Here is a 24,332-nt window from a genome sequence, read left to right as displayed (position 1 = left end):
GCGCTTCAGGGGCGGGCGATCTGCTGCTGCACCCAGTCGCCCATCTCGTTGTTCAGCCGGCCGTAGATGCTGTACCAGGACCAGTCCGAAGCGCTCCAGGAGCCGACGCCGACGACCGTGCCGTCGACGACCAGCGGCCCGCCGGAGTCGCCGGGCAGGATCTGCACCGGGCGGCCGCTCTCGGTGCCGGTGCAGACCATCAGGTCGCCGTTGACCTGCAGTCCGGACTGCGAGCAGGTGGCCGCGTCGACGATCGGCAGGTCGCCGCGGTGCAGCTCGACGTTGGCGGGGGAGTCGTCGACGTTCTTCTTGCCGTAGCCGAGGCCGAAGCCCTGCTTGCCCGGTTCGGTCAGCCCGGTGTCGGCCGAGGTCGCGACCTTGGCGAAACCGCCTTCGGGGACCGGGATGTCCTCGCCGGTGGTCACCACGGCCACGTCGTAGCCCTGGTCGAAGTTGACGTACTTCGGGTGCTTGAGGTACTCGACGACCGGGATCTTCCTGATCTGCCCCTGGTTGAGGTCGTCGAGCCCGTAGACGAACGACTTCTCGCCCTCGGCGTCGGCGCAGTGCGCGGCGATGAGGATCTTGCGCGGGGCTATCGCGGAGCCGGTGCAGGTCTGCCCCTGCGGCCGGGTACCGCCCTCGCGGAGCCCGGCGATGACGTACGGGTGGTCCTTGACCGAGACGGGCTCGCCGCCGATGAACTCCGGGTGCACGCCGGAGCCGGGCGGGACCGGGGCGTCGTCGATCGGCGCGACCGGGCGGATGTCGGGGCCGTTCGCGACCGCGGAGCCGGCCAGCGGGGTGGTCAGGGCCGCGACGGCCAGGGCGACGATCCCGGCCTTGTGGGCGGTCTTCATGGTGACTCCTCGCATTGTCGTTGTGTCCCAAGAAGTTTCGATCGGCACGGGTGCGGTAACAATGCGGGCGAGCCTGCGTAGCGACACCTAATTAAAGGTGAATGTTCGGTGGTGCAAAGAAAAAGCCATGCACGCATCCACTGTGGACGCGTGCATGGCAGGGTGCGGCGCGGAGTCAGCCGAGCTTGCCGACGTTGAGCAGCAGGTTGGGCGATCCGGCGCCGGGGTCGCCGATCTTGCCCTGGACCGCGTTGCCGGTCAGTGCTTCCTGCACCTCCTGCGGGGCGGCCTGCGCGTGCGTCGACAGGTAGAGCGCGGCGGCTCCGGCCGCGTGCGGGGAGGCCATCGACGTGCCGGTCATGGTCGCCGACCCGTCGTCGCTGCTGTGCGAGGCGGAGGTGATGTTGGTGCCGGGGGCGAACAGGTCCAGGCACCTGCCGTGGTTGGACGACAGCGACCGGCGGTCCCGCTCGTCGCTGTTGCCGAGCGTGATGACCTCCGGGACGCGGGCCGGGCTCGCCTGGCAGGCGTCCGCACCGCTGTTGCCCGCCGCCACCACGACGGTGATGCCCGCCCCGACCACGTTGCGGACCGCTTCCTCCTGGGCCTCGTCGACGGTGTCGAAGGTCAGGCTCATGTTGACCACGGCCGGTTTCGCCGCGTTCTTGGCGATCCAGTCGAGGCCCGCGAGCGCGACCGAGTCGGGTGCGGTGCCGTCGCAGCCCAGCACCCGCACCGCGACCAGCGAGACGTCCTTGGCCACGCCGTGGTCCTCGCCGCCGACGGTGCCCGCGACGTGCGTGCCGTGGCCGTTGCAGTCCTGGGTGGTGGCGTCGTCGTCGACGAAGTCGTAGCCGTCCTCGGCGCGGCCTTCGAACGTCTTGTGCGTGCCGCGGATGCCGGAGTCGGCGATGTAGGCGGTGACGCCGGTCCCCTCGTTCGGGTAGGTGTAGGCGTCGTCGAGCGGGAGGTCGGGCTGGTCGACCCGGTCCAGGCCCCACGACGGCGGGTTCTGCTGGGTGCCCGCCGCCCGGACCATCCCGGACTGCTGGACGTACTTGACCGCGGGCTCCGCGGCCAGCCTGCGGGCCTGCTGCTCGGGCATCCGCACCGAGAAACCGCGCAGCGCGGCGGAGTAGACGTGGCCGAGCGAACCGCCGTAGCGGCCGGCCAGGTCCTGCGCGTAGAACCGAACCTGGGCCTCGCCCGCCGCCGACGGTGCGCCGTCGAGGACCACGATGTACTGGTCCGCGAGCGTGCCGGGCGCGTTGGCGTTGACGATCTCGCCGGTCGCCTGCGCGGGCGCGGCGGTCAGCACCAGTCCTGCGGCAGCCGCCATGCCAAGGGTGAGCCGGAAGGGGAACCGCCGGTGCCGTTGTCGCATCGTGCCTCCGTTCGATCGAGCGATGACCGCTTCACGATCGGGTGGAGGAGTGCGGGGAACAAGCCGGGGAACGGTAGGTAGTTGCCACTTATCGGTGAGCTCGGCGGGAGGCCGGGCGCGCGGAATCGGGCTTCGCACGGCGGTTTCGCTGGGGTCTCGCGTTGGCGGGCGCTGGGTGGGGTTCGTCGGCTGGGGGCAGCCAGCGGCAGTCGCGGGATCGGTGCTCGTGCTGGGGTCGGAGGCTGAGGGATCGGGTGCTCGCGCCGGGTCCAGCAATCACGGGATCGGCGTTCGCATGGCCCTTTCGCCCGACTCCGGCCCTGCCGCGAAGCCGCCGGACCGGCCGCCCCGCTACAGGTCGTGCCCGACCAAGGACTCGCCGACGGCGCGACGGGACGTCACCTGGAGCTTGCGCAGCACGCGCGCCACGTGCTGCTCGACGGTCCGGGTCGACAGGAACAGCACCTCGGCGATCTCCCGGTTGGTGCGGCCCTTCGCCAGCAGCTGGGCGACTTCCCGCTCGCGCGGCGAGAGTTCTGCGCCGTAACCGCGGCGGCCCCGGTTGGACGGCACGTGCATCCCCGCGCCGCGCAGCACCCGCCGGCAGCGCGCGGCGTCGCGGGTCGCGCCCAGCGCGGTGAACTCCTCGATCACCACGCGCAGTTCCTCCGACGCCGACGGCTTGCCCGCCGCGAGGCGGCAGCGGGCGGCGGCTTCCCCGGCGCGCGCCGCCGAGTAAGGCCGGGGCAGCGCGGCGTAACCCGCCCTGGCCTGGAAGAACAGCTCCGCCGCGCGCAGGTGGCGCTGCTCCGCCAGCGCGAGGACGCCCTCGCAGGCCTCCCGCGCCGCGTCCGCGAGCGGCGAGTCGGTCCCGGCGATGCCCGCCGCGAACTCGGCGGTCAGGTCGTGCGCGTCGGCGGACCGTCCACCTCGGACCAAAGCCGCGACCGCGCTCGGCCCCAGCTCACCCGCCCAGACCCAGACTCCCTTGTGCCGCAACCGGTTCACCGCCCGGTCGACCTCCGCGCAGGCACCGGCCACGTCCCCCTGCGCGACCAGCAACCGGGCCAGCGCGCCGGAAACCGCCGCGTTCAGCGGTGCGTCGCCCTCGCCGTTGCCGGTCGGGCCGGTCGGCCGCAGGTGTTCCGCAGCGCGGTCCCACTCGCCGACCGCGATCGCGAGGAGCCCGAGCACCAGCCGCGCGTCACCGGCGATCGGCGGTGTGTAGGCGGTGGTCTCCAGGAACCGCCCGGCGCGCTCGGCCAGGCCCTCCCAGCGCCCGAGCGCCCAGTCCAGCCGCAGCCGGGTTCCCTCCACCATGCCGTTCGCCAGCGGATTGCCGCTGTGCTGCGCCAGATCCAGCGCGTTGCGCATGAACCGCTGCGCCGCCGCGTAGTGCCCGAGCCAGGTGCAGGCGTCGGTGAGGTTGCCGTAGCCGCGGGAGACCTGCTGGGCGATCGCGACCGAGCAGTGCTGCTCGGGCAGCTCCCGCACCTCTTCCCACGCGGTGGGGTCGGCGATTCCCATCCGGAAGGTCAGCCGGGTGCACAGCACTGCCGCCGAAACGACCGGATTCTCCTGCCGGGTCGCGAGTTGTTCGGCGCGTTCGAGCCATCGCTCGTGCTCGGTGATCGAGATGCCCTCGGCGTTCGGGTGCGCCAGCGCCGCCATCGCGCGGGCCGCGAGCGCGGGCCGTTCCCGCAGCTCGGCCACCGAGTGCTGGATCTCGGCGAGGCCGGTGACGACCTCGCCTGCCTGGTTCATCAGCAGCAGCCCCAGGTTCAGCCGGACTTCGCCGCGCACGCCCTCCGGGAGGTCACCGACGTCGAGCACGCGGCGCAGCAGGCCGACGACCCGCCGGTGCGACAGCCCGATCACCGCCGCCCGGCTGAGCTTGACCGCCAGCCTCGCCCGCGCCTCTCCCGGCAGCAGCGGGTCCGACAACAGCGTTTCGAGCACCTCCACGGCGATCGCGGTGTCGCCGACGGCGCCCGCCCGGTCCGCCGCGGACTCGCCGTGGCGCAGCCACGCTTCCAGATCGCCCGCCTGCCGCGCGTGGTAGGAGAGCTGCACCAGCGGCACCGGCTGCTGCTCGGTCAGCGCGGCCATCGCCCGGCGGTGCAGGTCGCGCCGGACCGGTCCGGGCAGGCTGTCGTAGACCGCCTGCTGGGCCAGGGCGTGCCGGAACCCGTAGCGGCCGTCGTCCTGTTCGTGCAGCACCGCGCCGTGCTGGGCTTCCTTGATGCCGACCCGGCCCTCGGCCGGTTCCAGCCCGCCGACCGCGGTGAGCAGTTCCTCTGTCGCGGGCGTCCGCAGCACCGCCGCCGCGCGCACGCAGGTCACCGTCGCCGCGGGTAGGGTGGCCATCCGGTCTGCCATCGCCTCCCGCAGCAGCAGCGGCACTTCGACGTCGTCGAGCGCTTCGGGATCGCCTGCCACAGAGCACAGGAGTTCTTCCATGACGAACGGGATTCCGGCCGTCCGGTCGTGCAGCCGCGTCGCCAGCTCCGGCGGCAGGTGCGGACGCCCGAGGATCGAGGCGGCCAGCGTGGCGGTGTCGTGCCGGTCCAGCGGGGAGAGCGCGATGACAGCGCTGGTCGTGCCCACCGGATGGCGGTAGGCCTGGCCGAACGGCAGGCCGCGCCCCGGCAGGTCCTCGCGGCGGTAGGTCAGCACCGCGGCGACGTCGTCGGGCAGGCCGTCGACCAGGAACCGCAGCAGATCGCGGGAACCGTCGTCGGCCCAGTGCAGGTCCTCCACCACGAGCACGGCCGGGCCGAGCGTGGCGAGCAGCTCGCGGACCGCGCGGAACAGCCGGTGCCGTTCGGCGCTCGGATCGGGCAGCGGGTCCAGCGCGGGCGGCAGCCGGTGCGCGAGTTCCGGCAGGTACGGGCGCAGCGCGCCGACGACCGGGTTGAGCCGTTCAGGTGCCGGATACCGGTCCCCGGCCTGCAAAAGCACTTCCAGCACCGGCCCGTACGGGAACGGCTCGCGGATCGGGTGGCAGTGCCCGAGCAGCACCGCGTGCCGCGCCAGCTCCGGGGCGTCCAGCAGCTCGCGCACCAGCCTGGTCTTGCCGATCCCGGCCTCGCCCTCGACCAGCGCGACCGACGGCCGCCGCGCGACCGTGGCGACGAGCCTGCGGAGCTCGTCGGCCCGGCCGACCAGCCCGCGCGCGGGGCGCCGACCACGACTCGGCTGGGGTTCGGGCATGGCGGCTCCGGGACCGGGATTCGGGCGCGGCGAGTTGCGCAGGAAGCTACACAGGCCGCCGGCATCCCGGCAAGGGAGACAATGTCCGGCGTGACCGGAGCGAGCCGAATGCAGGTGACCTGCGCGACCGAAGCCGCTCCGGGAGCGGTGAACGAGGACTTCGTGGTGGCCGGGCCGTCCTGGGTGGTGGTGCTCGACGGCGCGACCGCGCCCGCGGTGGTGGACAGCGGGTGCGTGCACGACGTGCCGTGGCTGGTGCGCAACCTCGCGGCCGGGCTGGCGACGAACCTCGCGCTGCGCGACGAGCCGCTCGCCGACGTGCTGGCCTCGGCGATTGAGCGGGTCCGGGCGGAGCACCTCGGGAACTGCGATCTGGGCAACCCGTCCAGTCCTTCGTCGACGGTGTCGATGCTGCGGTTGCGCGCGGACGTGGTCGAGTACCTGGTGCTCGCGGACAGCCCGGTGCTGCTCGACGTCGGTGGCGCGGTGCGCGCGGTCGTCGACGACCGGCTCGACCACCTGCCTGGCTACGACGTGGAAACCGTTGCCGCGTGCCGGAACCAGCCCGGTGGTTTCTGGGTCGCGAGCACCGATCCCGATGCCGCGTTCGAGGCGGTGCGCGGCAGCGTTGCGGTGTCCGAGGTTCCTCGCGCGGCGGTGCTCAGCGACGGTGCTTCCCGGTACGTCGAGCGGTTCGGGTTGTCCGACTGGGCGGGCCTGCTGGACCTGCTGGACTCCGCTGGTCCGGGCGAGCTGCTGTCCCGGGTCCGGGCGGCGGAGGTTTCGGCCGGCCAGCAGCGCGGGAAGCGCCACGACGATGCGACGGCCGCCCTGATCAGGTTCTGAGGCGTCACGCGGTTTCGGGTGATTCGTTGACGGCCCGTAACGATTGGAGCACTAGGGATAGCCCGACCGTCGTACTAAGATCACCTCTCCGATCCCCGCACCGCTCCCCCGAGGTCGAAGATCGATGTCACCACGCTCCACCGCCCGCAAGGCTTCGCCGATCCGGCGGGCCCTGCTGGTCCTGCTCGCCACCGCTGTCGTCACCGGCGCCGCAAGCCTGGTCGCGACGCTGCTGGCACCCGCTGCGCAGCAGCTCGTGGTGGCCTACGGCGCCGGAACGGCGGCGCTGCTGCTGTCGGTGGCGTCGGCCGCCGCGGCGTACTGGCAGCTGGCAGCCCGCCGCGCCCGCGAGCGCACCGCCGCGCTGGAGGCCGAGGTGCAGCGGATGGCCGACGAGACGCTGCCCGCGCTGGTCGGGCGGCTGCGCGAGGGCGCGTCCCCGGACACCGCGCTGGCCGAGATCGACCTGCCGGAAGACGGGCCGCGGCAACGAATCCTGCGCACGGCGGCGGTGGAGATCGGCACCGGGGAGCGGATGCGCGCCGCGACCATGGGCGCCTGCGCCAACGCCGCCGGACGGGTCCAGGCGATGGCGACCAGCATGCTCGCCGACCTGCGCGAGATGCAGCACCGGCACGACGACGAGGAAGTCCTGGGCGACCTGCTGCGGATCGACCACAGCATCGCGCAGGCGGGCCGCCTCGCCGACAGCATCGCCGTGCTCACCGGTTCCCGCTCCGGCCGCCGCTGGACCAAGCCGATCGTGATGGAGAGCATCCTGCGCGGCGCCGTCGGCCGGATCCGCGACTACCCGCGGGTGCAGCTGCACTCGGCGAGCACCGCCGCGATCGCGGGCTACGCCGCCGAAGGCGTCATGCACGCGCTGGCCGAGCTGATGGACAACGCCGCCAGCTTCTCGCCGCCCTCGGAGAACGTGCACGTCTACGTCGAGGACGGGCAGGCGGGCATCGCGGTGACCATCGAGGACGGCGGCCTGGTGATGAAGCCCGCCGCGCTGCGGCGCGCGGAGCGGGCGGTGTCGTCCGAGCCGCTGGACCTGACGACGCTTTCCGGCACCCGGCTCGGGCTCGCCGTGGTCGGCTGCCTGGCCCGCAAGCACGGGCTGACCGTGTCGTTCCGCCCGTCCGCGCGCGGCGGCACCGGCGTCGTCGTGCTGATCCCGCGCGAGCTGGTGACCGAGGCCTGGCCCGCGCCGGAACCGCGGGCCAGGCGCGCCGGCGCCCGGTCCGCGCCGGAACCCGAATCGCAGGCCGGTTCCGCGTCCGGACCGTCGCCGCAGGCCGGTTCCGCGTCCGGTTCGGAAGCAGTCCGCACGGCATCCGGACGGGAAGCAGTCGGCTCGGCGTCCGAACCGGCCTCGCAGACCCGCTCCACGCCGGAACTGGAAGCAGCCCGCACCGCATCCGGACCGGAGGCAGCCCGCTCCACCTCCGAACCGGCCCCGCAAGCCGACTCCACCTCCGAACCGGCCTCGCAGCCCCGCCCCGCCGACGCCCCGTTCGAACTGCCCCGGCGGCGCCGTGGCCAGACCCTCGCGGCGGCGCCGAAGCAGCCCGAGCGGCCCGCGTCGAAGCCGCGACCGGACACCGCCGCCCGCTTCACCGCGTTCCGCCAGGCCCGCACGGGCCAGATCCTCGACAGCGACCAGCACGAAGACCGGTGAGCAGTCCGCACCGGACGACAGATTGGAGGCAGGGACGGTCCCGCCGTCCCGGACCGGCGATGAACACCACTGAACTCGATCTCGACTGGCTGCTGGACAACCTGCTGGCGCGCACCCCGGGAACCCGGCACGCGCTGGTGCTGTCCAAGGACGGCCTGAAGCTGTGCCACACCGGCGGGCTCACCATCGACCAGGCCGACCAGCTGGCCGCCATCGCCTCGGGCATCCAGAGCCTGTCCTACGGCGCCTCCGTCGAGTTCGGCGACGGCACCGGCGGGGTCCGGCAGTCGATGACCGAGTTCCACGGCGGACTGCTGTTCATCGTCGAGGCCGGGGAGGGCGCGCACCTGGCGGTGGTGGCCGCCGACGACGCCGAGGTCGGCGCGATCGGCCACAACATGAACGAGCTCGTCGAGCAGATCGGCGAGTACCTCAGCGCAGCTCCCCGGATGCCATGAGCCGGGGCGAGCTCGACCGCGAGGATCCCGACCGCCTCTACATCGTCACCGGCGGCCGCAGCCGCGCCGCCGCGTGCAGGCTGGACGCGGTCACGCTGATCGTCGCCGAGAGCGAACCGGTCGCGGGCATGCAGTCCGAGCACGCCGAGATCCTGCGGATGTGCCGCGGACCCGTGGCGGTCGTGGAGATCTCCGCGAAGCTGGGCCTGCCGGTCAGCGTGGTCCGGATCCTGCTCTGCGACCTGCTCGACAGCGGCCGGGTCACCGCCCGCCACCCGTCCTCGGCCACCACCCGACTGCCCGACCCCGAAACCCTGAAGCAGGTGCTTGTTGGACTCGAACAGCTTTGACCGCCCGCTGCGCAGCACCGCCGCCGACGCGGTGAAGATCGTCATCGTCGGCGGGTTCGGCGTCGGCAAGACCACGATGGTCCGCTCGGTCAGCGAGATCCGGCCGCTGAGCACCGAGGAGACCATGACCCGGGCCGGGCTCGGGGTCGACGACAGCGTGCCGGGCAAGGCCACCACCACGGTCGCCTTCGACTTCGGCCGCATCAGCATCAACGAGGAGCTGGTGCTGTACCTGTTCGGCGCGCCCGGCCAGGAGCGGTTCTGGTTCCTGTGGGACCAGCTGTTCAGCGGCACGCTGGGCGCGGTGGTGCTGGTCGACACCCACCGGCTGGCCGACTCCTGGTACGCCATCGACCGGCTGGAGCACCACGGGACGCCGTTCGTGGTGGCCAGGAACAACTTCGAGCCGCCGCAGCACTCGCTGGAGCAGGTGCGCGGCGCGCTGGACCTGCCGGCGGACATCCCGCTGGTGGACTGCGACGCGCGCCGCCGCGAGTCCAGCAAGGCGGTGTTGCTCACGCTGGTCAAGCACCTGTTCGCGCTGTCGTCGACGGGGGAGCGGAGCGCATGACCGAGGTCGAGTGGCCCAAGTCCGACGCGCCGGGGGAGTGCCCGGTGCGCGGCGCGGAACGGCTGCACGGGCCGCGGATGCGGCAGGACCCGAAGGTGCTGTACCGGGACATGCGCCGCGAGCACGGGCCGGTCGTGCCGATCCTGCTGGAGGGCGACCTGCCCGCGTGGCTGGTGCTCGGCTACCGGGAGGTGCACCAGGTGACCAGCGACACCGAGCTGTTCGCCCGCGACTCCCGCAGGTGGAACCAGTGGGACCGGATCCCGCCGGACTGGCCGCTGTGGCCGTGGATCGGCGTGGAACCGTCGGTGCTGGTCTCCGAGGGCGCCGAGCACGACCGCAGGGCGGGCGCGGTCGGGGACGCGCTGGCCGAGGTGGACCAGTTCGAGCTGTGGGGCAAGTGCGAGCGGATCGCCGACGAGCTGATCGACTCGTTCGCGGGCAGCGGCCGCGCGGACCTGGTGGCCGACTACGCCGAGCGGATCCCGCTGCTGGTGGTCGCCGACCTGTGCGGCATGCCCGAGCCGCAGACCAGGGAACTGGCCACCGACCTGGCCAACGTGATCGACGGCGCGGCCGAGTCGATGCACGCCTACCAGCGGCTGCGCGGCACGGTCGAGCTGCTGATGCGGGTCAAGCGGGCCCGTCCCGGACCTGATGTGCCGTCCAGGCTGCTTGCGCACCCGGCCGGGCTCACCGACGAGGAGTTCATCCAGGACCTGCTGGTGGTGATGACCGCCGGGCACCAGCCGACCGCGAACTGGATCGGCAACACCCTGCGCCTGATGCTGACCGACGAGCGGTTCGCGCTGAACCTCTCCGGCGGGCGCCGCAGCGTCAGCGACGCGCTCAACGAGGTGCTGTGGGAGGACACCCCGTCGCCGAACGTGCTGGGGCGCTGGGCGGTGCGCGACACCCGGCTCGGCGGCAGGCAGATCAGGGCCGGGGACCTGCTGGTGCTGGGGCTGTCCGGGGCCAACACCGACCCGCAGGTGTGGCCGGAGCGGACCAGCGCCCGCACCGCGGGCAACCACGCGCACCTCGCCTACGGCTACGGGGAGCACGGATGTCCTTTCCCCGCACCGGAGATCGCCGAGGTGATCGCCAAGTCGACGATCGAGGTGCTGCTCGACCGGCTGCCGGACCTGCTGCTCGACGTCGATCCGGCCGACCTGGTCTGGCGGGAGTCGGCGTGGATCCGCGGCCTGGAGGCGCTTCCCGCGCGGTTCACGCCCAGCTACGCGCGGCGGGCGTGAAACGGGAGTTCTCCGCCGGGTGAACGGCTAAACTCGCTCGGGTCTGGTTGTCACTGGATGGAGGACGCGCGGTGCCCGATGCCGGCGAGAACAGCGGGAAGTCGGGTGGCACCAGGAACGAGCTGAACGGGAACGTCAGGGGCAACGCGTTCCAGATCGGCCACGTCCACGGCAACATCAACCTGCACACCGCGTCCTCGAAGAGTTCGGCCAAGAACAGCTCTTCGGACGACACCGACGCGTTCTTCGGATGCCTCGGATGTTCCGTTCTGGTGATCGTGCTCATCGTGATCGTCCTGCTCGTGTCGATGTGCGGCCGTGGCAGCGACATCCCGGACGAAAGCGATCCGTGGCCGCCGGGAGCGAAGGCGGACCGCGTCCTCGCGACCGTCGTGGACGGCCTCCGCTCGTGCGCGCGGGCCGTGGTCCTCGAACCCGCCAACTGCCCGCAGGCGGAGTCCTCGCCGGGGTCCGAGGTGAGCGACGTCGAGTGGAAGCTGCACGGGTTTCCGGAGGACGGCGCGCGGATCGTCTACCACGAAAGCCGTTTCCACGTGTACGGCACCGCGGTGATGACAGTTGCCTACAAGGACGTGATGGGTTCTTCGTTCTACACCGTGGAAGCGCCCTACCTCGCGGAGGTCTCCCAGGACGGAACCGGGTTGCTGAGCATGAAGGCCCGCGAGGGAGAACCCCCGCACCCGGTCCTCAAACGCGATCCCGGCGTCCGCGACGAGGAGGCGGCTCGGGTGCTGCGCGCCGCGTTCGACCGCTGCGTGGCAACGCCGCGGTCGCCCATGGGGCCGGAGTGCCCGGTCTCCGGCATCGGGAACACACCGGCCACCGACGACGGGCGGTGGTCGTTGGTGGGAGATCCGGCGCTCAACACCAGGCGCCAGTTCGATCCGGGCACCGGTCTGATCTCGGTGGTCGGAAGTTATGCCGCGACGTTCGAGCACGAGGGGCTGTTCTCCGAACGCCTGACGACGCCCAAGAACGGGAACTACCGCGCGAAGCTGATGGCAGGGGCGGACGGCCTCGAAGTCCTCCAGATCGAGTCCTGCGTCGACTGCGGGGGCTGACCGCGGGTCACGGCCGGTACCGGTGCCGGGCCAGCGCCGCGACGGTGGTCAGCACCGCCCCGACGGCGGCGGTCGCGCCGAACAGCAGCGGGTACTGCCCGTCTTCGACGAGCAGCCCGCCCACGGCCGCCGACGCGGCCGAGCCGCCGAAAAGCGCCGAGGCGAACATCGACACCGCGGTTCCGCGCGCTGTGGGTGCGACCGACGTCGCCCATGTCTGCAACGACGAGTGCATGAACGACCAGCCGCCGCCGAGCAGCAACGTGCTGATGACGACTGTCGTGATGTCGACGTGCGCCGTGACGATCACGTACCCGGCGCACATCTGCGCCCCGCCGACGACGATCAGCAGCCACACCGGCCACCGCTGCGAAACAAGGCGCAGCAGCGCGGAAAACGCCCACACGCCGATGCCGTAACCGGCGGTCGCCAACCCCGCTGCGGTCGCCTCCACGCCGTGGTGTTGCAGGGCCGACGCGAGGAACGTCATCGTGCCCAGCAGCACGCCGCCCTCGACGAACGCCAGTCCGAACACCACCAGCGCCCAGCGGTTGCGCAGCACCGCGGTCACGTGCGTGCGGAGGCTGGTGACCTCGGGCAGCTTCGGTTCGGGGAGCCCGCGCAGCGCGAACGAGCACGGCACCGCCAGCAGCGCGGGCAGGACGAAGACCGCGCGCCAGTGGACCAGGTCGGCGAGCGCGCCGCTGAGCGCAGTGGCCAGCGCCGTGCCGATCGCCATCAGGCCCACCAGCCGGGAGAGCGCCTGCTGCCGCTGCTGCTGGGCGACCGTGTCACCGACGTAGGTGAGCGAGGTGGGGATGATCGCGCCGAAGCACGCGCCCGCCGCGATCCTGGCCACGATCAGCGAGGTGAGCTCCGGTGCGAGCGCCGAGACCACCCCGGCGGCCGCCGCGCCCAGCAGCGTCAGCCGCATGATCCGGATCCGCCCGTAGCGGTCGGAAAGCACGCCCCACGCCGCCTGCGACACGCCGTAGGCCAGGAAGTAGCCGCTGGCCACGCTGACCGTGGCAGCGAGCGGCGCGCCCAGCCCGGCGGCGATGAGCACCAGCATCGGCGTCACCGCGAAGCGGTCGAACGTGCTGACGAACGACGCCGCCGACAGCGCCAGCGGCGGCTTCGCGGTCATCGTGCCGGGTGCGGTCATGGCCTTCTCGGGCCGCTGGTCGCCGGGCGCCTTCTTCGCGCGGTGTTGCGGGACGAGTGTGCCGGCCTGTTGAGCGCGTCGAGTTCGACGACCTCGCCGCAAGAGTTCCGTAGCGGGTGCATCCGCCAACCTCCCCAGATTATTGGTCAAACCACTTGTCTAGGTGAGCGGACGAGGTGGTGTCAAACGCAGCAGGTCAGGCCAGGCGGGCAGGTAACTCGACCGGGCCGCTGTCGCGGAACGACGGCCGCCGGCGCGTGGGCTCGGCGAGCAGGAAGCCGTGCAGCGACCGCATCGCCGCAGTCGTAATGTCCGGTGTGGACGGTGCGAGCATTTCGTCCGTCCACGCGCGGAAATCCGGCCGTTCCTCGACGGGAACGCCGAGCAGTTCGAAAGATCACCGCGATCGGCAGCGGGGCGGCGAAGGACGCCATCAGCTACAACCTGGGCACGCCGACAACCTGGACGGCTGTTCACCTCCGGGGCTCGGCCCGTTGACCCGGCCGAAGTTGTGCGGACAAGTTCGCCGGACACGCTGTTCGCCGTGGTCAGGAGCCGGTATCTGGAGATAGCCGACACCGTCGCGGCCGAGCTCGCCGGTGCTCCGGCGGGCAGCCGGGTCGCCAGCGAGCACGAGATCGCCACCCGCTTCGGGGTGGGGCGCGCCGCGGCCCGCGCCGCCTTGCAGGAGCTGGAGCAGCGCATGCTCGTGCGGCGGGTGCGCGGAGCGGGGACGTTCGTCAACCGCCGCATCGACTACGTCATCTCGCAGCGCAAGGCGCCGTCGTGGCACCAGACGGTGCGCGACGCGGGCGCGACCCCGCGCTCGGTCGTCCGCGACGTCCGGCGCTGCGCGCTGCCGGCCGGGGAGGCCGAACGGCTGGAACGTCCGGACGGCGCCCCGGCGAGCATGCTGGTCCGCCAGTACTACGTCGACGAGCTGCTGACCGGCTGGTCCAACGAGTGGATCCCGGCCGACGTGCTGCCGGACCTGGACAACGCGGTGCACGCGGTCGAGTCGGTCGACGCGATCCTGCGGCAGATGGCGAAGGTGCGGCCCGTGCGCGCGTGGTGCCGGGTCAGCTACGCGCTGCCTCCCGACGAGGTCACCGCGGGCCTGGAGACCGAGTCGCACCGGCCGGTGTGGCTGGTGGAAAGCCTCAGCAAGGACGCGGACACCGGTCGTCCGGTGCTGTTCAGCCGGACCTGGTCGCGGCCGGACGCGGAACGGATCGTCGTGGAGCTGGATTGCTGAGGTCGCGCACGGGAGATCGCCAACGGGCGGAGGGGAACTGATGAACAGGGAACAGCGGTCCGCGCTGCTCGCCGTGGCCGAAGCCGAGGAGGTCATCGGGCTCGCCGACACCTGCCTCGCCGAGGGGCCGCGGCCGGCCGTGCTCGTCGCACCCGAGGTCGGGTGCGTGTCGGTGCAGGTCCGGGAACCGATCGCCCGCGAGCGGTTCCTGCTGGGCGACCTGCTCGCCTGCCGGGCGGAGGTCGAGCTGGACGGCGTCCGGGGCTGGGCGATGCGCCTCGGCGACGACCGCCCCGCCACGCTCGCGGCGGCGATCCTCGACGCCGCGGCGGAATCCGGGCACCCGGTCGCCGCCGAGGTCGACGCGCTGTGCCGCCGGGTCACCGCGCGCCGCGAGGCGGCCGAGGCCGCCGAATGGGCCGAACTCGCCCCCACCATCGTCGAATTCGAGGAGCTGACATGACCGCGCCGCTCACGGCGCAGCAGTCGCAGCGGGTCTTCCGCGCGGTGCTGGACGTCCTGTCCCGGCCGGGCACCGTGTCCCGGCTGCCCGAGTCCACCGCGCCGAGCGCGCTCCTGCCGGTGCTGGCCCTCGCCGACCTGGAGACGCCGGTGTGCGTCGAGGGCGGCGAATGGGCCGACGTCGTGCGAACGGTGACCTCCGCGCCCAGTGCCGGGCGCGGCCAGGCGCGGCTGGCCGTGGTGCTGGAGCCGCTGGACGAGCTCAGCGGCTTCCGGACCGGCAGCAGCGCCGCGCCGGAGGACGGCGCGCTGGTGTGCCTGTCGGTGTCCGAGCTCGGCGAGGGCGCGGAATACCGCCTGAGCGGACCGGGCGTGCCGGGGGAGCGGACGTTGCGGATCACCGGGCTCCCGCCGGACTTCGCCGCGCAGCGCGAGCGGCTGGCAGGGGAGTTCCCCGCCGGGATCGACCTGGTGCTGGCGACCAAGGACGGGCGGATCACCGGACTGCCGAGGTCCACCCGAGTCGAGGGAGGTGTCTGATGGGGTACGCGGGTGTGCGCGGCGGGATGGACGCGATCCTGGCCGCCGAGCGGCTGGTGCGCAGGTCGCGGGACCACGCGCGGGCGGAGTGGGCGAGCACCGGGCAGATCGTGCTGCGGTTCCGGCTCGCCGTCGACCGGATCATGGGCGAGGCGGGGCTCTACGACGAGCGGATCGCCGCCGACGCGTTCCGGCAGGCCGAGGGCGACGCGCTGGAGGCCGCGCACCTGGTGCGCGCCCACCGGTCGACGCTGCCCCGGCTCGCGCGCAGCGAACCGGTCGACCCGGACGAGATGGTGGTGCTGCGCCGGGTCGTCCCGGCCCACCGGACTCCGGACGGCCCGCAGCTGCTGGGCCGCACCACCGACTACACCGGACGGTTGTTGGAACGCCCCGACGGGCCGCCGGAACCACCCCCCGAAGGGCAGCCGGAACCATCGGAGTCCACAGTCGACAGTCAATTGCCGGAGCGGGAAATGCCGCGCCGCTTCTACGAGTTCCTGCGGGAGCAGGACCTGGCCGTCGACCACGGCGAACCCGAGGACGATCCGGAACCCTTCGACATCACCCGCCGCGCGGCCCGTCCGCCGGCCGCCCGGTCGGCCGTGCTGTCGAGCATGGCGCGAGCGGAGACCGGCGCGCTGATCGGGCTCTGGTACCGCTCGATCCTCGGCCCGGACGGCGACATCCACGAGGTCACCCTCGGCGAGGTGCGCCACGGCAGGCTGCCGGTGCGGGTGCTGCACCCGCACACCGGGAACCCGGTCCGGATCGGGGAGTTCCGGGCCACCGAGGTCGAGGGCATCGAGGACCTGGACGGCGCCGACGAGGACCGCACCAAGTTCGACGTCGGCTACGGCCTGTGCTTCGGGCACAACGAGCGCAAGGCGATCGCGATGGCCAACCTCGACATCGCATGGCGCCGGGCGGAACCGGACAGCCCGCTGGAGCAGTTGCTGCTGCTGACCACCGACGGCCTGGACTCCGGCGGGTTCCTGGAACACCTGAAGCTGCCGCACTACGTGACGTTCCGGTCCATGGTGGACCGCAAGCTCGCCAGGCGGTCGCCGGGCGGCCGGCTGCCCGAGCCGTTCGGGAAGGAGTGCCGATGACCGCGCTGACCAGCGCCCCGGTGGCCGAGATCCTGGCCGGGGCAGACACCGGGGCCGCCCCGGCGGGCCTCCTCGACGAGGGCGCGAAGCGGGAGATCCGCCGCGCCGCCCTGACCGCCGTGTGCGTGCCGGGGTACCAGGTGCCCTTCGGCTCCCGCGAGATGCCGGTCGCGCGGGGCTGGGGATCGGGTGGTCTCCAGGTGACGCTCGGCGTGATCGGCGAGCAGGACACCGTCAAGGTCATCGACCAGGGCGACGACGGCGGCGTCAACGCGGTCAACCTGCGCCGCATGATCGCCGCGACGACCGGCTGCGCCAGCAGCACCGACACCCGCGAGGCCACGGTCATCCAGACCAGGCACCGGATTCCGGAGGAACCGCTGGGACCGGAGCACGTCCTCGTCTACCAGGTCCCGGTGCCGGAACCGCTGCGCGGCGTGCAGAAGTCGGTCGCCGAGTGCGCCCGCATGCACGCCGAGAACGACTACTCGGCGATGTGGGTCAGCCTCTACGAGGACGTGGTCCGCAACGGCGTGATCACCAGGTCGACCGGCTACCCGGTGCTCGTCGGCGGTCGCTACGTGCTGGCGACCAGCCCGGTCCCGCGCTGGGACGTGCCGAAGCTGCACCAGTGCGAGCACCTGAACCTCTACGGGGCGGGCCGGGAGAAGCGCATCTACGCCATCCCGCCGCACACCGACGTCGCGCCGCTGACCTTCGACGACATCCCGTTCGAGATCGAGCGGGTTCCCGGGGCGAGCTGCGAGTACTGCGGCTGCGATTCGAGCTTCCTGGTCGAGGCGGGCGACTCCTACGTGTGCAGCGACTCCGACTGGTGCACCCGCTTCGCGGCCGGCGACACCACTGCGCTGCCGGATCCGCTGTCGCTGCTGGGAGAAGCCGGAGCCGCGAGCCCTTCGGAACGGCCGGGCACGCCGAGGGATCCCCGGTACCCGATCCTGACGGTCAAGGGGATCGGGAAGGTGCACGGCCCCGGCGGTGCGACGGCGGTTGCCGGGACCGGGCCGGAGCACGGCACCGCGATCAGCCCGGAGACCGGCGCGGTGGTGGCAGCGTGGGATGTCAGCTTCGACGTCGCCCCGGGCGAGGCCCTCGGGCTGATCGGCGAGTCCGGCTCCGGCAAGTCGACCGTGCTGCGCTGCGTGATCGGCGACGAGGCCGCGACCAGCGGGCACGTCGAGGTGGCCGGGCAGGACGTGTTCGGGCTCGACTCCAAGGCCCGCAGGCGGCTGCGGGCCGACACGATGGCCGTGGTCTACCAGGACCCGGCCGCCGGGCTGGACCTGCGGGTCACCGCGGGCGGCAACGTGGCCGAGCGGCTGACCGCCGCGGGCTGGCGCGGCTACCAGCGGATCCGCGACCGCGCGGCGGAACTGCTTGAGCGCGTGGAAGTCCCGCTGTCCAGGATGGACGATCCGGTCGGCACCTTCTCCGGCGGCATGCGCCAGCGCGTGCAGATCGCCAAGGCATTGGCCACCGAACCGCCGGTGCTGCTGCTCGACGAGCCGACGACCGGGCTGGACGCCTCGGTCGCGGCCGGTGTGCTCGACCTGCTGCGCGGGCTGCTCAGCGAGCGCGACATCGCCGCCGTGGTGGTCAGCCACGACTTCGCGGTGATCGAGGCGCTGACCGAGCGCAGCCTGGTCATGCAGCTGGGCCGGGTGGTCGAGCGCGGGCTCACCGACCAGCTCTTCCAGGACCCGCATCACCCCTACACCCAGCGGCTGGTCGCAGCCGCCAGGAGGTGAGACCGCTGTGGACGTGCTGACGATCCGCGGACTGCGCAAGACCTTCACCCTGCACACGATCGACGGGCGGACCACGGTCTCGCTGCGCGGCGTCGACCTCGACGTCGCGGCGGGCGAGCACGTGGCGATCGCCGGACCCTCCGGCGCGGGCAAGTCGAGCCTGCTGCGCTGCACCCAGCGCAGCTACCTGCCGGACGAGGGCAGCATCGTCCTGCACACTGCGGACGGTCCGGTCGACCTGGTCGGCCTGCCGGACCGGGAGCTGGCGCGGCTGCGCGGGCGCGAGCTCGGCTACGTCTCCCAGTTCCTTTCCGCGCCTCCCCGCACCGGGCCTTGGGAAGTGGTCGCGGCGGCGGCCCGCAGGCGCGGGCTGGAGCGGGTCGAGGCCCGCGAGGCCGCGGCCGGGTCGCTGCGGCGGCTCGGGCTCGACGAGGCGCTGTGGGACGTCGACTGCGGTGTGCTCTCCGGTGGCGAGCGGCAGCGGGTCAACCTCGCGGCGGGCACCGTCCGCCCGCCCCGCCTGCTGCTGCTCGACGAGCCGGTGTCCGCGTTGGACCCGGCGAACCGGGAACGCGCGCTGGAGCTGATCGCCTCGCTGGCCGCCGACGGCGTCGCGGTGCTGGCGGTCTTCCACGACCTGGACGCGATCCGCAGGCTGGCCACCCGGGTGGTGGCGATGGCCGACGGCCGCATCGTGCGCGCCGGATCGGCGGAGGAGGTGCTGGCGGCATGAGCGCGGCGCTGGGCACGAGCTGGCCGCTGGGCGCGCCGCCCGCCGACTACGTCCTCGGGCACGTGCGCGCGGTGCTGCCGGACCGGATCGCCGAGGACAGCCGGATCGCGGTGCGGGACGGCCGGATCGAGGCGGTCGAACCGCACCCGCCCGGCGCGTCCTGCGACGTCGACGGCGGCGGGCTGCTGTGCCTGCCGGGGCTGGTCGACGTGCACAGCGACGCCTTGGAGCGGGAGCGGATGCCGCGGCCCTCGGCGGTTCTGCCGTGGGACTTCGCGCTGCTGTCGATGCAGGGAAAGCTTTCGGCGGCGGGCGTGACCACGGTGTTCCACGGCGCGGCGTTCCAGCACAAGACCTCGCGCGGCACCGAGCGCACGGTCGGTTCGGCGGGTGATCTGTGCGCGACCGTCCGGGCGCACGAGCCGGGCCCGGTCGACCACCGCGTGCTCTACCGGCTCGACGTCCGTTCCACCGAGGGCGCCGAAGCGCTGCGCGCGGAACTGGACACTGTGGACGGTGTTCCGCTGGTCTCGCACGAGGACCACACACCAGGCATCGGCCAGTACGCGGACCGCAGGAACATGGAGCGCTACCTCGTCGGCGCCGACGGGATGTCCGAGCGGGAGGCCGAGCGGCACGTCACCGAGATGATCGCGGAACGCACCGCGCAGGCCGACGTCCGCGACCGGAACCTGGCCTGGCTGGGCGAACTCGCCCGCGCCGGGCGGATCCGGCTGCTCGGGCACGATCCGGAGTCGGCCGAGGAGGTCGCCGCGCTGTGCACGCGCGGCGGAGCCGTCGCGGAGTTCCCGACGACGCTCGCCGCCGCGACGGCCGCCCGGGAGCACGGAATGCCGGTGGTTGCCGGGGCGCCGAACGTGCTGCGCGGCCATTCGCACTCCGGCAACGTCTCGGCGCGGGAGCTGGTCGACCGCGGATTGGTGACCGCGCTGGCTTCGGACTACCTGCCGTCGGGGCTGCTGGCCGCCGCGTTCCTGCTGGCGGACGGGATCGGGCTGCCCGCGGCCGCGTCGCTGGTCACCGCCGGGCCCGCCGCGGTCGCCGGGCTCGCCGACCGGGGGCGGCTGGAGCCCGGACTGCGGGCGGACCTGGTGCTGGTCGAGCCGGGATCGCCGTGGCCGCGGGTCCGGTCGGTGCTGGGAGGTGCGGCGTGATCGGCTGGCCGGTGGCGGACCCGGTGATCCCGACCGTCGCGCACCCGGTGCTCGCGCAGGCGGCCAAGGCCGCGTCGGACGCGTTCCGCGCGGCGCGGGAACGCCACGATCACGCGCAGCTGGCGGAGAAGACGGCGGTCGGCGCGGACGGCACCGCGTCGATGCGGCTGGACCTGCTGGTGGAGTCGGCGATCGCGGAGGTCGCCGAAGCGCACCGGATCAACCTGCTCAGCGAGGAGATCGGGTTCGTCGACCGTGGCTCGGCCGTCACCCTCGTCGCCGATCCGGTCGACGGCACGGCCAACGCCGCCGCGGGCGTGCCGCTGTCGGCGTTCGCCGGGGCGCTGGTGCGGGACGGGACACCGGTCGAGGCGCTGACGTGCTGGCTGGACACGGGCCGGTGCTGGCACGCGGTCGCGGGGGCGCCCGCGCCGTACCGGACCAGCGGTCGCGGCGAGCTCGACGGCGCGGCGGTGAGCCTGCTCCGGCCGCACCCGCGCAACCGCGAGGCGTGGTGGCGGGTGACCTCGCGGGCGGCGCGGGTGCGGATCCTGTCGACGAGCTGCCTGGAGGCGATGCTGGTCGCCGAAGGCTCGACGGACGCCTTCGCCGACGCGGGCTCGGACACGCACCGGATCGTCGACCTCGCGGCGGCGATGGTCGCGGTGCCCGCGGCAGGCGGCGCGGTGCTCGACGTGCGGGGGCGGGCGCTGGAGATCGACCCGGACCTGACCCGCCGCTGGTCCGGCGTGGTCGCGGCGACGCCGCGGCTGGCGGAGGAGATCGCCGGGGCTGTTCTGGGGTGATCGGGGGCGGGGCTCAGTGGGGCCAGGAGAGCTGGGCGTCGGTGGCCAGGCCAGCACCGCTTCGGTGGTGAGGAGATCGCCTCGGCCGTGCTGGGGTGACGGGGCGGCGCTCAGATCGCGCGGATGGCAGGCGCCGATGACCAACCGCTCCGGCAAGGAGGAGATCGCCTCGGCCGTACTGGGGTGATCGGGGGCGGCGCTCAGGTCCTGCGGATGCCCGGCGCCGATGACCACCGCCCCGGCAAGGAGGAGACCGCCCCGGACCGGCGTTCGGGAACGGGGCAGCCCTCGGCACCGCGCGGCCTCAAGCGACGATGCGGGTGTTGTGGAAGGAGCAGAGCCACCAGACGCCGTTGACCTTCTTCGCCACAGCGGTGCCGTGGTTGCTGAACCCGCCGTCCGGGGTCGTCATGTCCTGCCGGACTTGCACGATCGCGGAAGTCGCGCCGAGGAAGCCGACGTCGAGCACGCTGGTGCTGATCCGCCACCCGTTGGCTGGGCCGGAGAGCCGGGTCTTGTGGTAGGCGAACAGCTCGTCCCAGCCGCGCAGCATCGTGCCGTCCGGGGCGACCACGACCGCGTCGGCGGCGAAGACCCCGTCGAGGACGGCGGGGTCCTTGTCGTTGAACCCGGTCTCGATGGCGGTGATCAGCGCCGTGATCTCCTGCACGTCCGCCTCAGCGGAGGGGAAGTCCTGGGTGTTCGGGCGGTCGGTCATGGTGTTTCTCCCCTGCGCTGTTCGTGGTGTCCATCGCAGGCTAGAAGTTCGACTCAACTGGAGGTCAACACCCGGAGCAGCGCGCGGTAGGTCTGCTCGACCTCGTCCTCCGCGCTGCGCACGACAACGGCATCGGGCCTGGCCCGCAGCACGGCGGTCAACCGGTCGTGCATCTCGGCCAGCAGCGCCGGGCCGCCGTCGCGCTCGACGGCCTCCTTGACCCACCGGTGCCGGCCCTGCTCGCCACGGCGCAGGAAGCGGGCCGCGGACCGCTCCGCGGTGTCCATGAGCACGACCTCGCGGAACTCCGCCCGGCTGTCGTGCGCGACCCGCTCGAAGCGCTCGATCTCGCTCAACCGCCCCAGGAACTGGGGCATGACCACGTCGTGCCCGGCGCGCAGGTGCGTCGCGGCCATGCTCATGGCGATCGGCCGCACGAGCGCACCGGTCTCGGCGAACCGCTCGCGCCAACCGCCGACCAAGACCCGCAATCGGTCGGCGTCCAGGTTGAGCACGCCGACGTGTTCGTCGGCGTAGCGCTCGGCGAGGGTCGACTTGCCGATGCCGGGCGGGCCGTTGAGGTGGATCAGGCGTGCCACGAAGCCTTCCGCTGGTCAGGTGGTCTCAGTCGTCGTGCGAAGCCGGACGTGCGTTGCACCGGGGACATCTGTCCGGAGCGCGGATCGTCACTGCTTCTTGGATCGTGCCGGTTCGGACGACGTTGCCGACAACCGGGGCCGCGACCCGGTTGAGCACGCGGACCGGTTGGGAGCCTCTCTCCGCGGTGGATTCGTTCCAGAACGCGCACCTATCGCGCAGGTGGTGAACGAGCAGGACAGCGCCTCGACCAGCCGCAATCGAGTCGGCACCCCACGGAATCTGTCCACTGTGGAGCCATGCTGGCATTCGGGTGATCTTGTGGCCATCGGCGGCGCCGATCCATAACGTGATCCACGTCGGTCGTTCACCGGGTGTTGGGGGTCATCGGATGGATCATCGGGACGAGAGGCTGCGGCGCCGGGCGGAGCAGGCGCTCGGCGGGTTCGCCGGCCTGCCCGCGTGGAAGCGCCAGGTGCTGGCGCGGTTCCTGGTCGAAACCCGGCGCGGCTGGCACACCTACCTGCACCCGGACGACGGCGGCCCGGACGCGTTGCTGATCGGCCCGATGGGCGTGCTCGCGGTGGCGCTGCGCGACGAGGAACCGGACGAGGTGCCGGAGCTGCGGGAGGCAGGCCGTCTGTTCCACGATGCGAAGGTGCGCGAGAACAACGTCAGCGAGGCTGTCGTGCGCCCGGTGGTCGTCCTTCCCGCCGAGCACCGGCCCACCGCCCGCGCACGCGACCACCTGGCCGTTCCCGCGTCGGACCTGGATCGCGTCCTGCTCCGGGGAGAGCGCCGCCTCGGCAAGCGGGACGCGCGGGCGCTCGCCGAACACCTCGAATCCCGGAGCACCCGCTACCGGCCCATGACGCTGCCCGACGAGTCCGCGGCTGCTGACGAGGCCGAGCTCTTCGACGTCGCCGAGGTGCGGCAGGACCGCTTCGACGCCGCGCTCGCCGGGCCGTTCGAGTCCTGGCTGACCTTCCTCGACGACACCCAGTTCGGGATGGTGCGGCGCAACTACCAGGGGCCCGCGCGCATCAGCGGCCCGGCCGGAACGGGCAAGTCCGTGGTCGCCCTGCACCGGATGGTCCACCTCGGGAAGCGGACGACCGGGCCGCTGCTGTTCACCACCTACGCGCGGAACCTGCCGCCGATCATGGAGCGCCAGTTCCGCAGGCTCGCCCCGGAACTGGCCCAGCGGGCGGAGTTCCGCACGCTGCACTCGTGGGCGCTGAACCTGCTGCGCGAGCGCGGCAGGGAGTTCAGGGTCGACCACAAGCAGGCCCGGAGCGCGTTCGCCCTCGCCTGGGCGCGCGTCGGGCGGTCGAGCAGGCTCAGCGAGCTCGATCCGCACGACGACTACTGGTGGGAGGAGGTCGACCGGGTCATCAAGGGCCGCGGGCTCGCCGGGCTGGACGAGTACCAGGCGGTGCTGCGGACCGGTCGCGCGCGGCGCCTCGACCGCGCCGACCGCGAGCTGATGTGGCGGCTGTTCGAGGAGTACGAGCGGATCCGGACCGAGCGGGGGCTCCACGACTTCAACGACCTGCTCGGCGAAGCCCTGGCGGAGGTGCGGCGCGAACCGGCCCGGTACGCCGCCGTGGTCGTCGACGAGGTCCAGGACATCACGCTCATCGGCCTGCGCCTGCTGCGCGAGGTCGCCGGTGACGGCCCGAACGGGCTGCTGCTGGTCGGCGACGGCCAGCAGCAGATCTACCCGGGCGGCTGGCGGCTGTCCGATGCCGGGATTCCCGTCCGCGGCCGGGGCGAGGTGCTGCGGACCAACTACCGCAACGCCTCGCGCGTCCTGGACATGGCGAGGAGGTTCGACGCCACCAACCAGGTGGACGACCTCGACGGGGACGTCGGCGTGCTGCTGCGGGAGGCGGTCGCGACCTTCCGGGGCGGACAGGCGCTGTCGTGGCGCGGCGACCGGGCCGGGCACGAGGACGCGTTGCTCGCGGCGCTGCGGGGTCTCGCCGACGTGCCCCGTTCCGCCGTCGCGGTGCTGACCTTCGAGAACGGCCAGGCGGTGCACTGGCGGCGGGTGCTGCGGGAAGCCGGCTTCGAGGTGATGGACCTGGAGGACTTCGACGGCGAACCGGTCGAGAAGATCAAGGTCGGCACGGTGTACCGGGCCAAGGGGCTGGAGTTCCAGGCGGTGCTGGTGCCGGAACCGCCCAAGGATGCCGACCGGGGCAGCGAGTGGCACGAGCGCGGGCAGCGGGCGCGCCTGGTCGCGATCACCCGCGCTCGCGACTTCGTCTGGGTCGGGTTCCCGGCTTCCTGA

Annotated in this window: 22 protein-coding genes; 16 read left to right on the top strand and 6 right to left on the bottom strand. The window is 72.8% G+C overall.

Annotated elements, in window-relative coordinates:
- Nucleotides 1-5: 5 nt before the first annotated feature.
- From ABD691_RS04390 to ABD691_RS04380, 3 genes are all read right to left on the bottom strand, one after another.
- Nucleotides 6-860 carry a S1 family peptidase gene (locus ABD691_RS04390; protein ID WP_344678079.1) on the bottom strand — a complete coding sequence of 285 codons (855 nt, stop codon included), beginning with the start codon at nt 858-860 and terminating at the stop codon, nt 6-8.
- Nucleotides 861-1,035: 175 nt separating this feature from the next.
- Nucleotides 1,036-2,244 carry a S8 family peptidase gene (locus ABD691_RS04385; protein ID WP_344678078.1) on the bottom strand — a complete coding sequence of 403 codons (1,209 nt, stop codon included), beginning with the start codon at nt 2,242-2,244 and terminating at the stop codon, nt 1,036-1,038.
- 351 nt (nt 2,245-2,595) lie between these two features.
- Nucleotides 2,596-5,457 (bottom strand): ATP-binding protein, encoded by a 2,862-nt coding sequence (locus ABD691_RS04380; RefSeq protein WP_344678077.1) that lies wholly within the window; start codon nt 5,455-5,457, stop codon nt 2,596-2,598.
- Between the two features lie 90 nt (nt 5,458-5,547).
- On the opposite strand from ABD691_RS04380, the gene ABD691_RS04375 reads away from it, so the two are divergent.
- The 7 genes from ABD691_RS04375 (at nt 5,548) to ABD691_RS04345 (ending at nt 11,704) form a co-directional block, all read left to right on the top strand.
- The gene (locus ABD691_RS04375) at nt 5,548-6,303 is read left to right on the top strand and encodes a protein phosphatase 2C domain-containing protein (protein ID WP_344678076.1); all 756 of its coding nucleotides are present in this window, start codon (nt 5,548-5,550) and stop codon (nt 6,301-6,303) included.
- 124 nt (nt 6,304-6,427) lie between these two features.
- On the top strand, nt 6,428-7,987 hold the full coding sequence (locus ABD691_RS04370) for a sensor histidine kinase (RefSeq protein WP_344678074.1): 1,560 nt from the start codon (nt 6,428-6,430) through the stop codon (nt 7,985-7,987).
- Nucleotides 7,988-8,046: 59 nt separating this feature from the next.
- Complete coding sequence (locus ABD691_RS04365) at nt 8,047-8,445, top strand: roadblock/LC7 domain-containing protein (protein WP_344678073.1); 399 nt, start codon at nt 8,047-8,049, stop codon at nt 8,443-8,445.
- On the top strand, nt 8,442-8,795 hold the full coding sequence (locus ABD691_RS04360; protein ID WP_344678072.1) for a DUF742 domain-containing protein: 354 nt from the start codon (nt 8,442-8,444) through the stop codon (nt 8,793-8,795). The genes ABD691_RS04365 and ABD691_RS04360 overlap by 4 nt, the downstream gene beginning before the upstream one ends.
- On the top strand, nt 8,776-9,366 hold the full coding sequence (locus ABD691_RS04355) for a GTP-binding protein (protein ID WP_344678071.1): 591 nt from the start codon (nt 8,776-8,778) through the stop codon (nt 9,364-9,366). Before ABD691_RS04360 ends, ABD691_RS04355 begins: the two co-directional genes overlap by 20 nt.
- Nucleotides 9,363-10,622 (top strand): cytochrome P450, encoded by a 1,260-nt coding sequence (locus ABD691_RS04350; protein WP_344678070.1) that lies wholly within the window; start codon nt 9,363-9,365, stop codon nt 10,620-10,622. The genes ABD691_RS04355 and ABD691_RS04350 overlap by 4 nt, the downstream gene beginning before the upstream one ends.
- Before the next feature lie 71 nt (nt 10,623-10,693).
- The gene (locus ABD691_RS04345) at nt 10,694-11,704 is read left to right on the top strand and encodes a hypothetical protein (protein ID WP_344678069.1); all 1,011 of its coding nucleotides are present in this window, start codon (nt 10,694-10,696) and stop codon (nt 11,702-11,704) included.
- A 7-nt stretch (nt 11,705-11,711) separates the two neighbouring features.
- Here ABD691_RS04345 and ABD691_RS04340 read toward each other — a convergent pair whose 3' ends face one another.
- The gene (locus ABD691_RS04340; RefSeq protein ID WP_344678068.1) at nt 11,712-12,869 is read right to left on the bottom strand and encodes an MFS transporter; all 1,158 of its coding nucleotides are present in this window, start codon (nt 12,867-12,869) and stop codon (nt 11,712-11,714) included.
- A 544-nt stretch (nt 12,870-13,413) separates the two neighbouring features.
- On the opposite strand from ABD691_RS04340, the gene ABD691_RS04335 reads away from it, so the two are divergent.
- Genes ABD691_RS04335 through ABD691_RS04300 form a run of 8 tightly spaced genes read left to right on the top strand, consistent with a single transcriptional unit; the run spans nt 13,414 to nt 20,721 of the window.
- Entirely contained in the window at nt 13,414-14,124 is a 711-nt protein-coding gene (locus ABD691_RS04335; RefSeq protein WP_344678067.1) for a GntR family transcriptional regulator, read from the top strand.
- A gap of 40 nt (nt 14,125-14,164) precedes the next feature.
- On the top strand, nt 14,165-14,587 hold the full coding sequence (locus ABD691_RS04330) for a phosphonate C-P lyase system protein PhnG (RefSeq protein ID WP_344678066.1): 423 nt from the start codon (nt 14,165-14,167) through the stop codon (nt 14,585-14,587).
- Nucleotides 14,584-15,126, top strand: coding sequence for a phosphonate C-P lyase system protein PhnH (gene phnH / locus ABD691_RS04325; protein WP_344678065.1), 543 nt, complete (start codon nt 14,584-14,586; stop codon nt 15,124-15,126). The genes ABD691_RS04330 and phnH overlap by 4 nt, the downstream gene beginning before the upstream one ends.
- A complete protein-coding gene (locus ABD691_RS04320) occupies nt 15,126-16,238 on the top strand; it encodes a carbon-phosphorus lyase complex subunit PhnI (RefSeq protein WP_344678064.1) in 1,113 nt (370 codons plus the stop codon). The genes phnH and ABD691_RS04320 overlap by 1 nt, the downstream gene beginning before the upstream one ends.
- A complete protein-coding gene (locus tag ABD691_RS04315) occupies nt 16,235-18,007 on the top strand; it encodes an alpha-D-ribose 1-methylphosphonate 5-phosphate C-P-lyase PhnJ (RefSeq protein ID WP_344678063.1) in 1,773 nt (590 codons plus the stop codon). The genes ABD691_RS04320 and ABD691_RS04315 overlap by 4 nt, the downstream gene beginning before the upstream one ends.
- A 7-nt stretch (nt 18,008-18,014) precedes the next feature.
- Entirely contained in the window at nt 18,015-18,740 is a 726-nt protein-coding gene (locus tag ABD691_RS04310; RefSeq protein WP_344678062.1) for a phosphonate C-P lyase system protein PhnL, read from the top strand.
- The gene (locus tag ABD691_RS04305) at nt 18,737-19,915 is read left to right on the top strand and encodes an alpha-D-ribose 1-methylphosphonate 5-triphosphate diphosphatase (protein WP_344678061.1); all 1,179 of its coding nucleotides are present in this window, start codon (nt 18,737-18,739) and stop codon (nt 19,913-19,915) included. Before ABD691_RS04310 ends, ABD691_RS04305 begins: the two co-directional genes overlap by 4 nt.
- Nucleotides 19,912-20,721 carry an inositol monophosphatase family protein gene (locus ABD691_RS04300; protein WP_344678060.1) on the top strand — a complete coding sequence of 270 codons (810 nt, stop codon included), beginning with the start codon at nt 19,912-19,914 and terminating at the stop codon, nt 20,719-20,721. The genes ABD691_RS04305 and ABD691_RS04300 overlap by 4 nt, the downstream gene beginning before the upstream one ends.
- A 304-nt stretch (nt 20,722-21,025) precedes the next feature.
- Here ABD691_RS04300 and ABD691_RS04295 read toward each other — a convergent pair whose 3' ends face one another.
- Both ABD691_RS04295 and ABD691_RS04290 read right to left on the bottom strand, forming a co-directional pair.
- Nucleotides 21,026-21,439 carry an SgcJ/EcaC family oxidoreductase gene (locus ABD691_RS04295; protein WP_344678059.1) on the bottom strand — a complete coding sequence of 138 codons (414 nt, stop codon included), beginning with the start codon at nt 21,437-21,439 and terminating at the stop codon, nt 21,026-21,028.
- 53 nt (nt 21,440-21,492) lie between these two features.
- Nucleotides 21,493-22,038 carry an AAA family ATPase gene (locus tag ABD691_RS04290; protein ID WP_344678058.1) on the bottom strand — a complete coding sequence of 182 codons (546 nt, stop codon included), beginning with the start codon at nt 22,036-22,038 and terminating at the stop codon, nt 21,493-21,495.
- Nucleotides 22,039-22,427: 389 nt separating this feature from the next.
- On the opposite strand from ABD691_RS04290, the gene ABD691_RS04285 reads away from it, so the two are divergent.
- Nucleotides 22,428-24,332 (top strand): UvrD-helicase domain-containing protein, encoded by a 1,905-nt coding sequence (locus tag ABD691_RS04285; RefSeq protein WP_344678057.1) that lies wholly within the window; start codon nt 22,428-22,430, stop codon nt 24,330-24,332.

Source organism: Saccharopolyspora taberi (assembly GCF_039534165.1).
In the GTDB taxonomy this organism is placed as follows: Bacteria; Actinomycetota; Actinomycetes; order Mycobacteriales; family Pseudonocardiaceae; genus Saccharopolyspora_D; species Saccharopolyspora_D taberi.
This window is presented reverse-complemented; position numbering and strand designations above follow the sequence as displayed.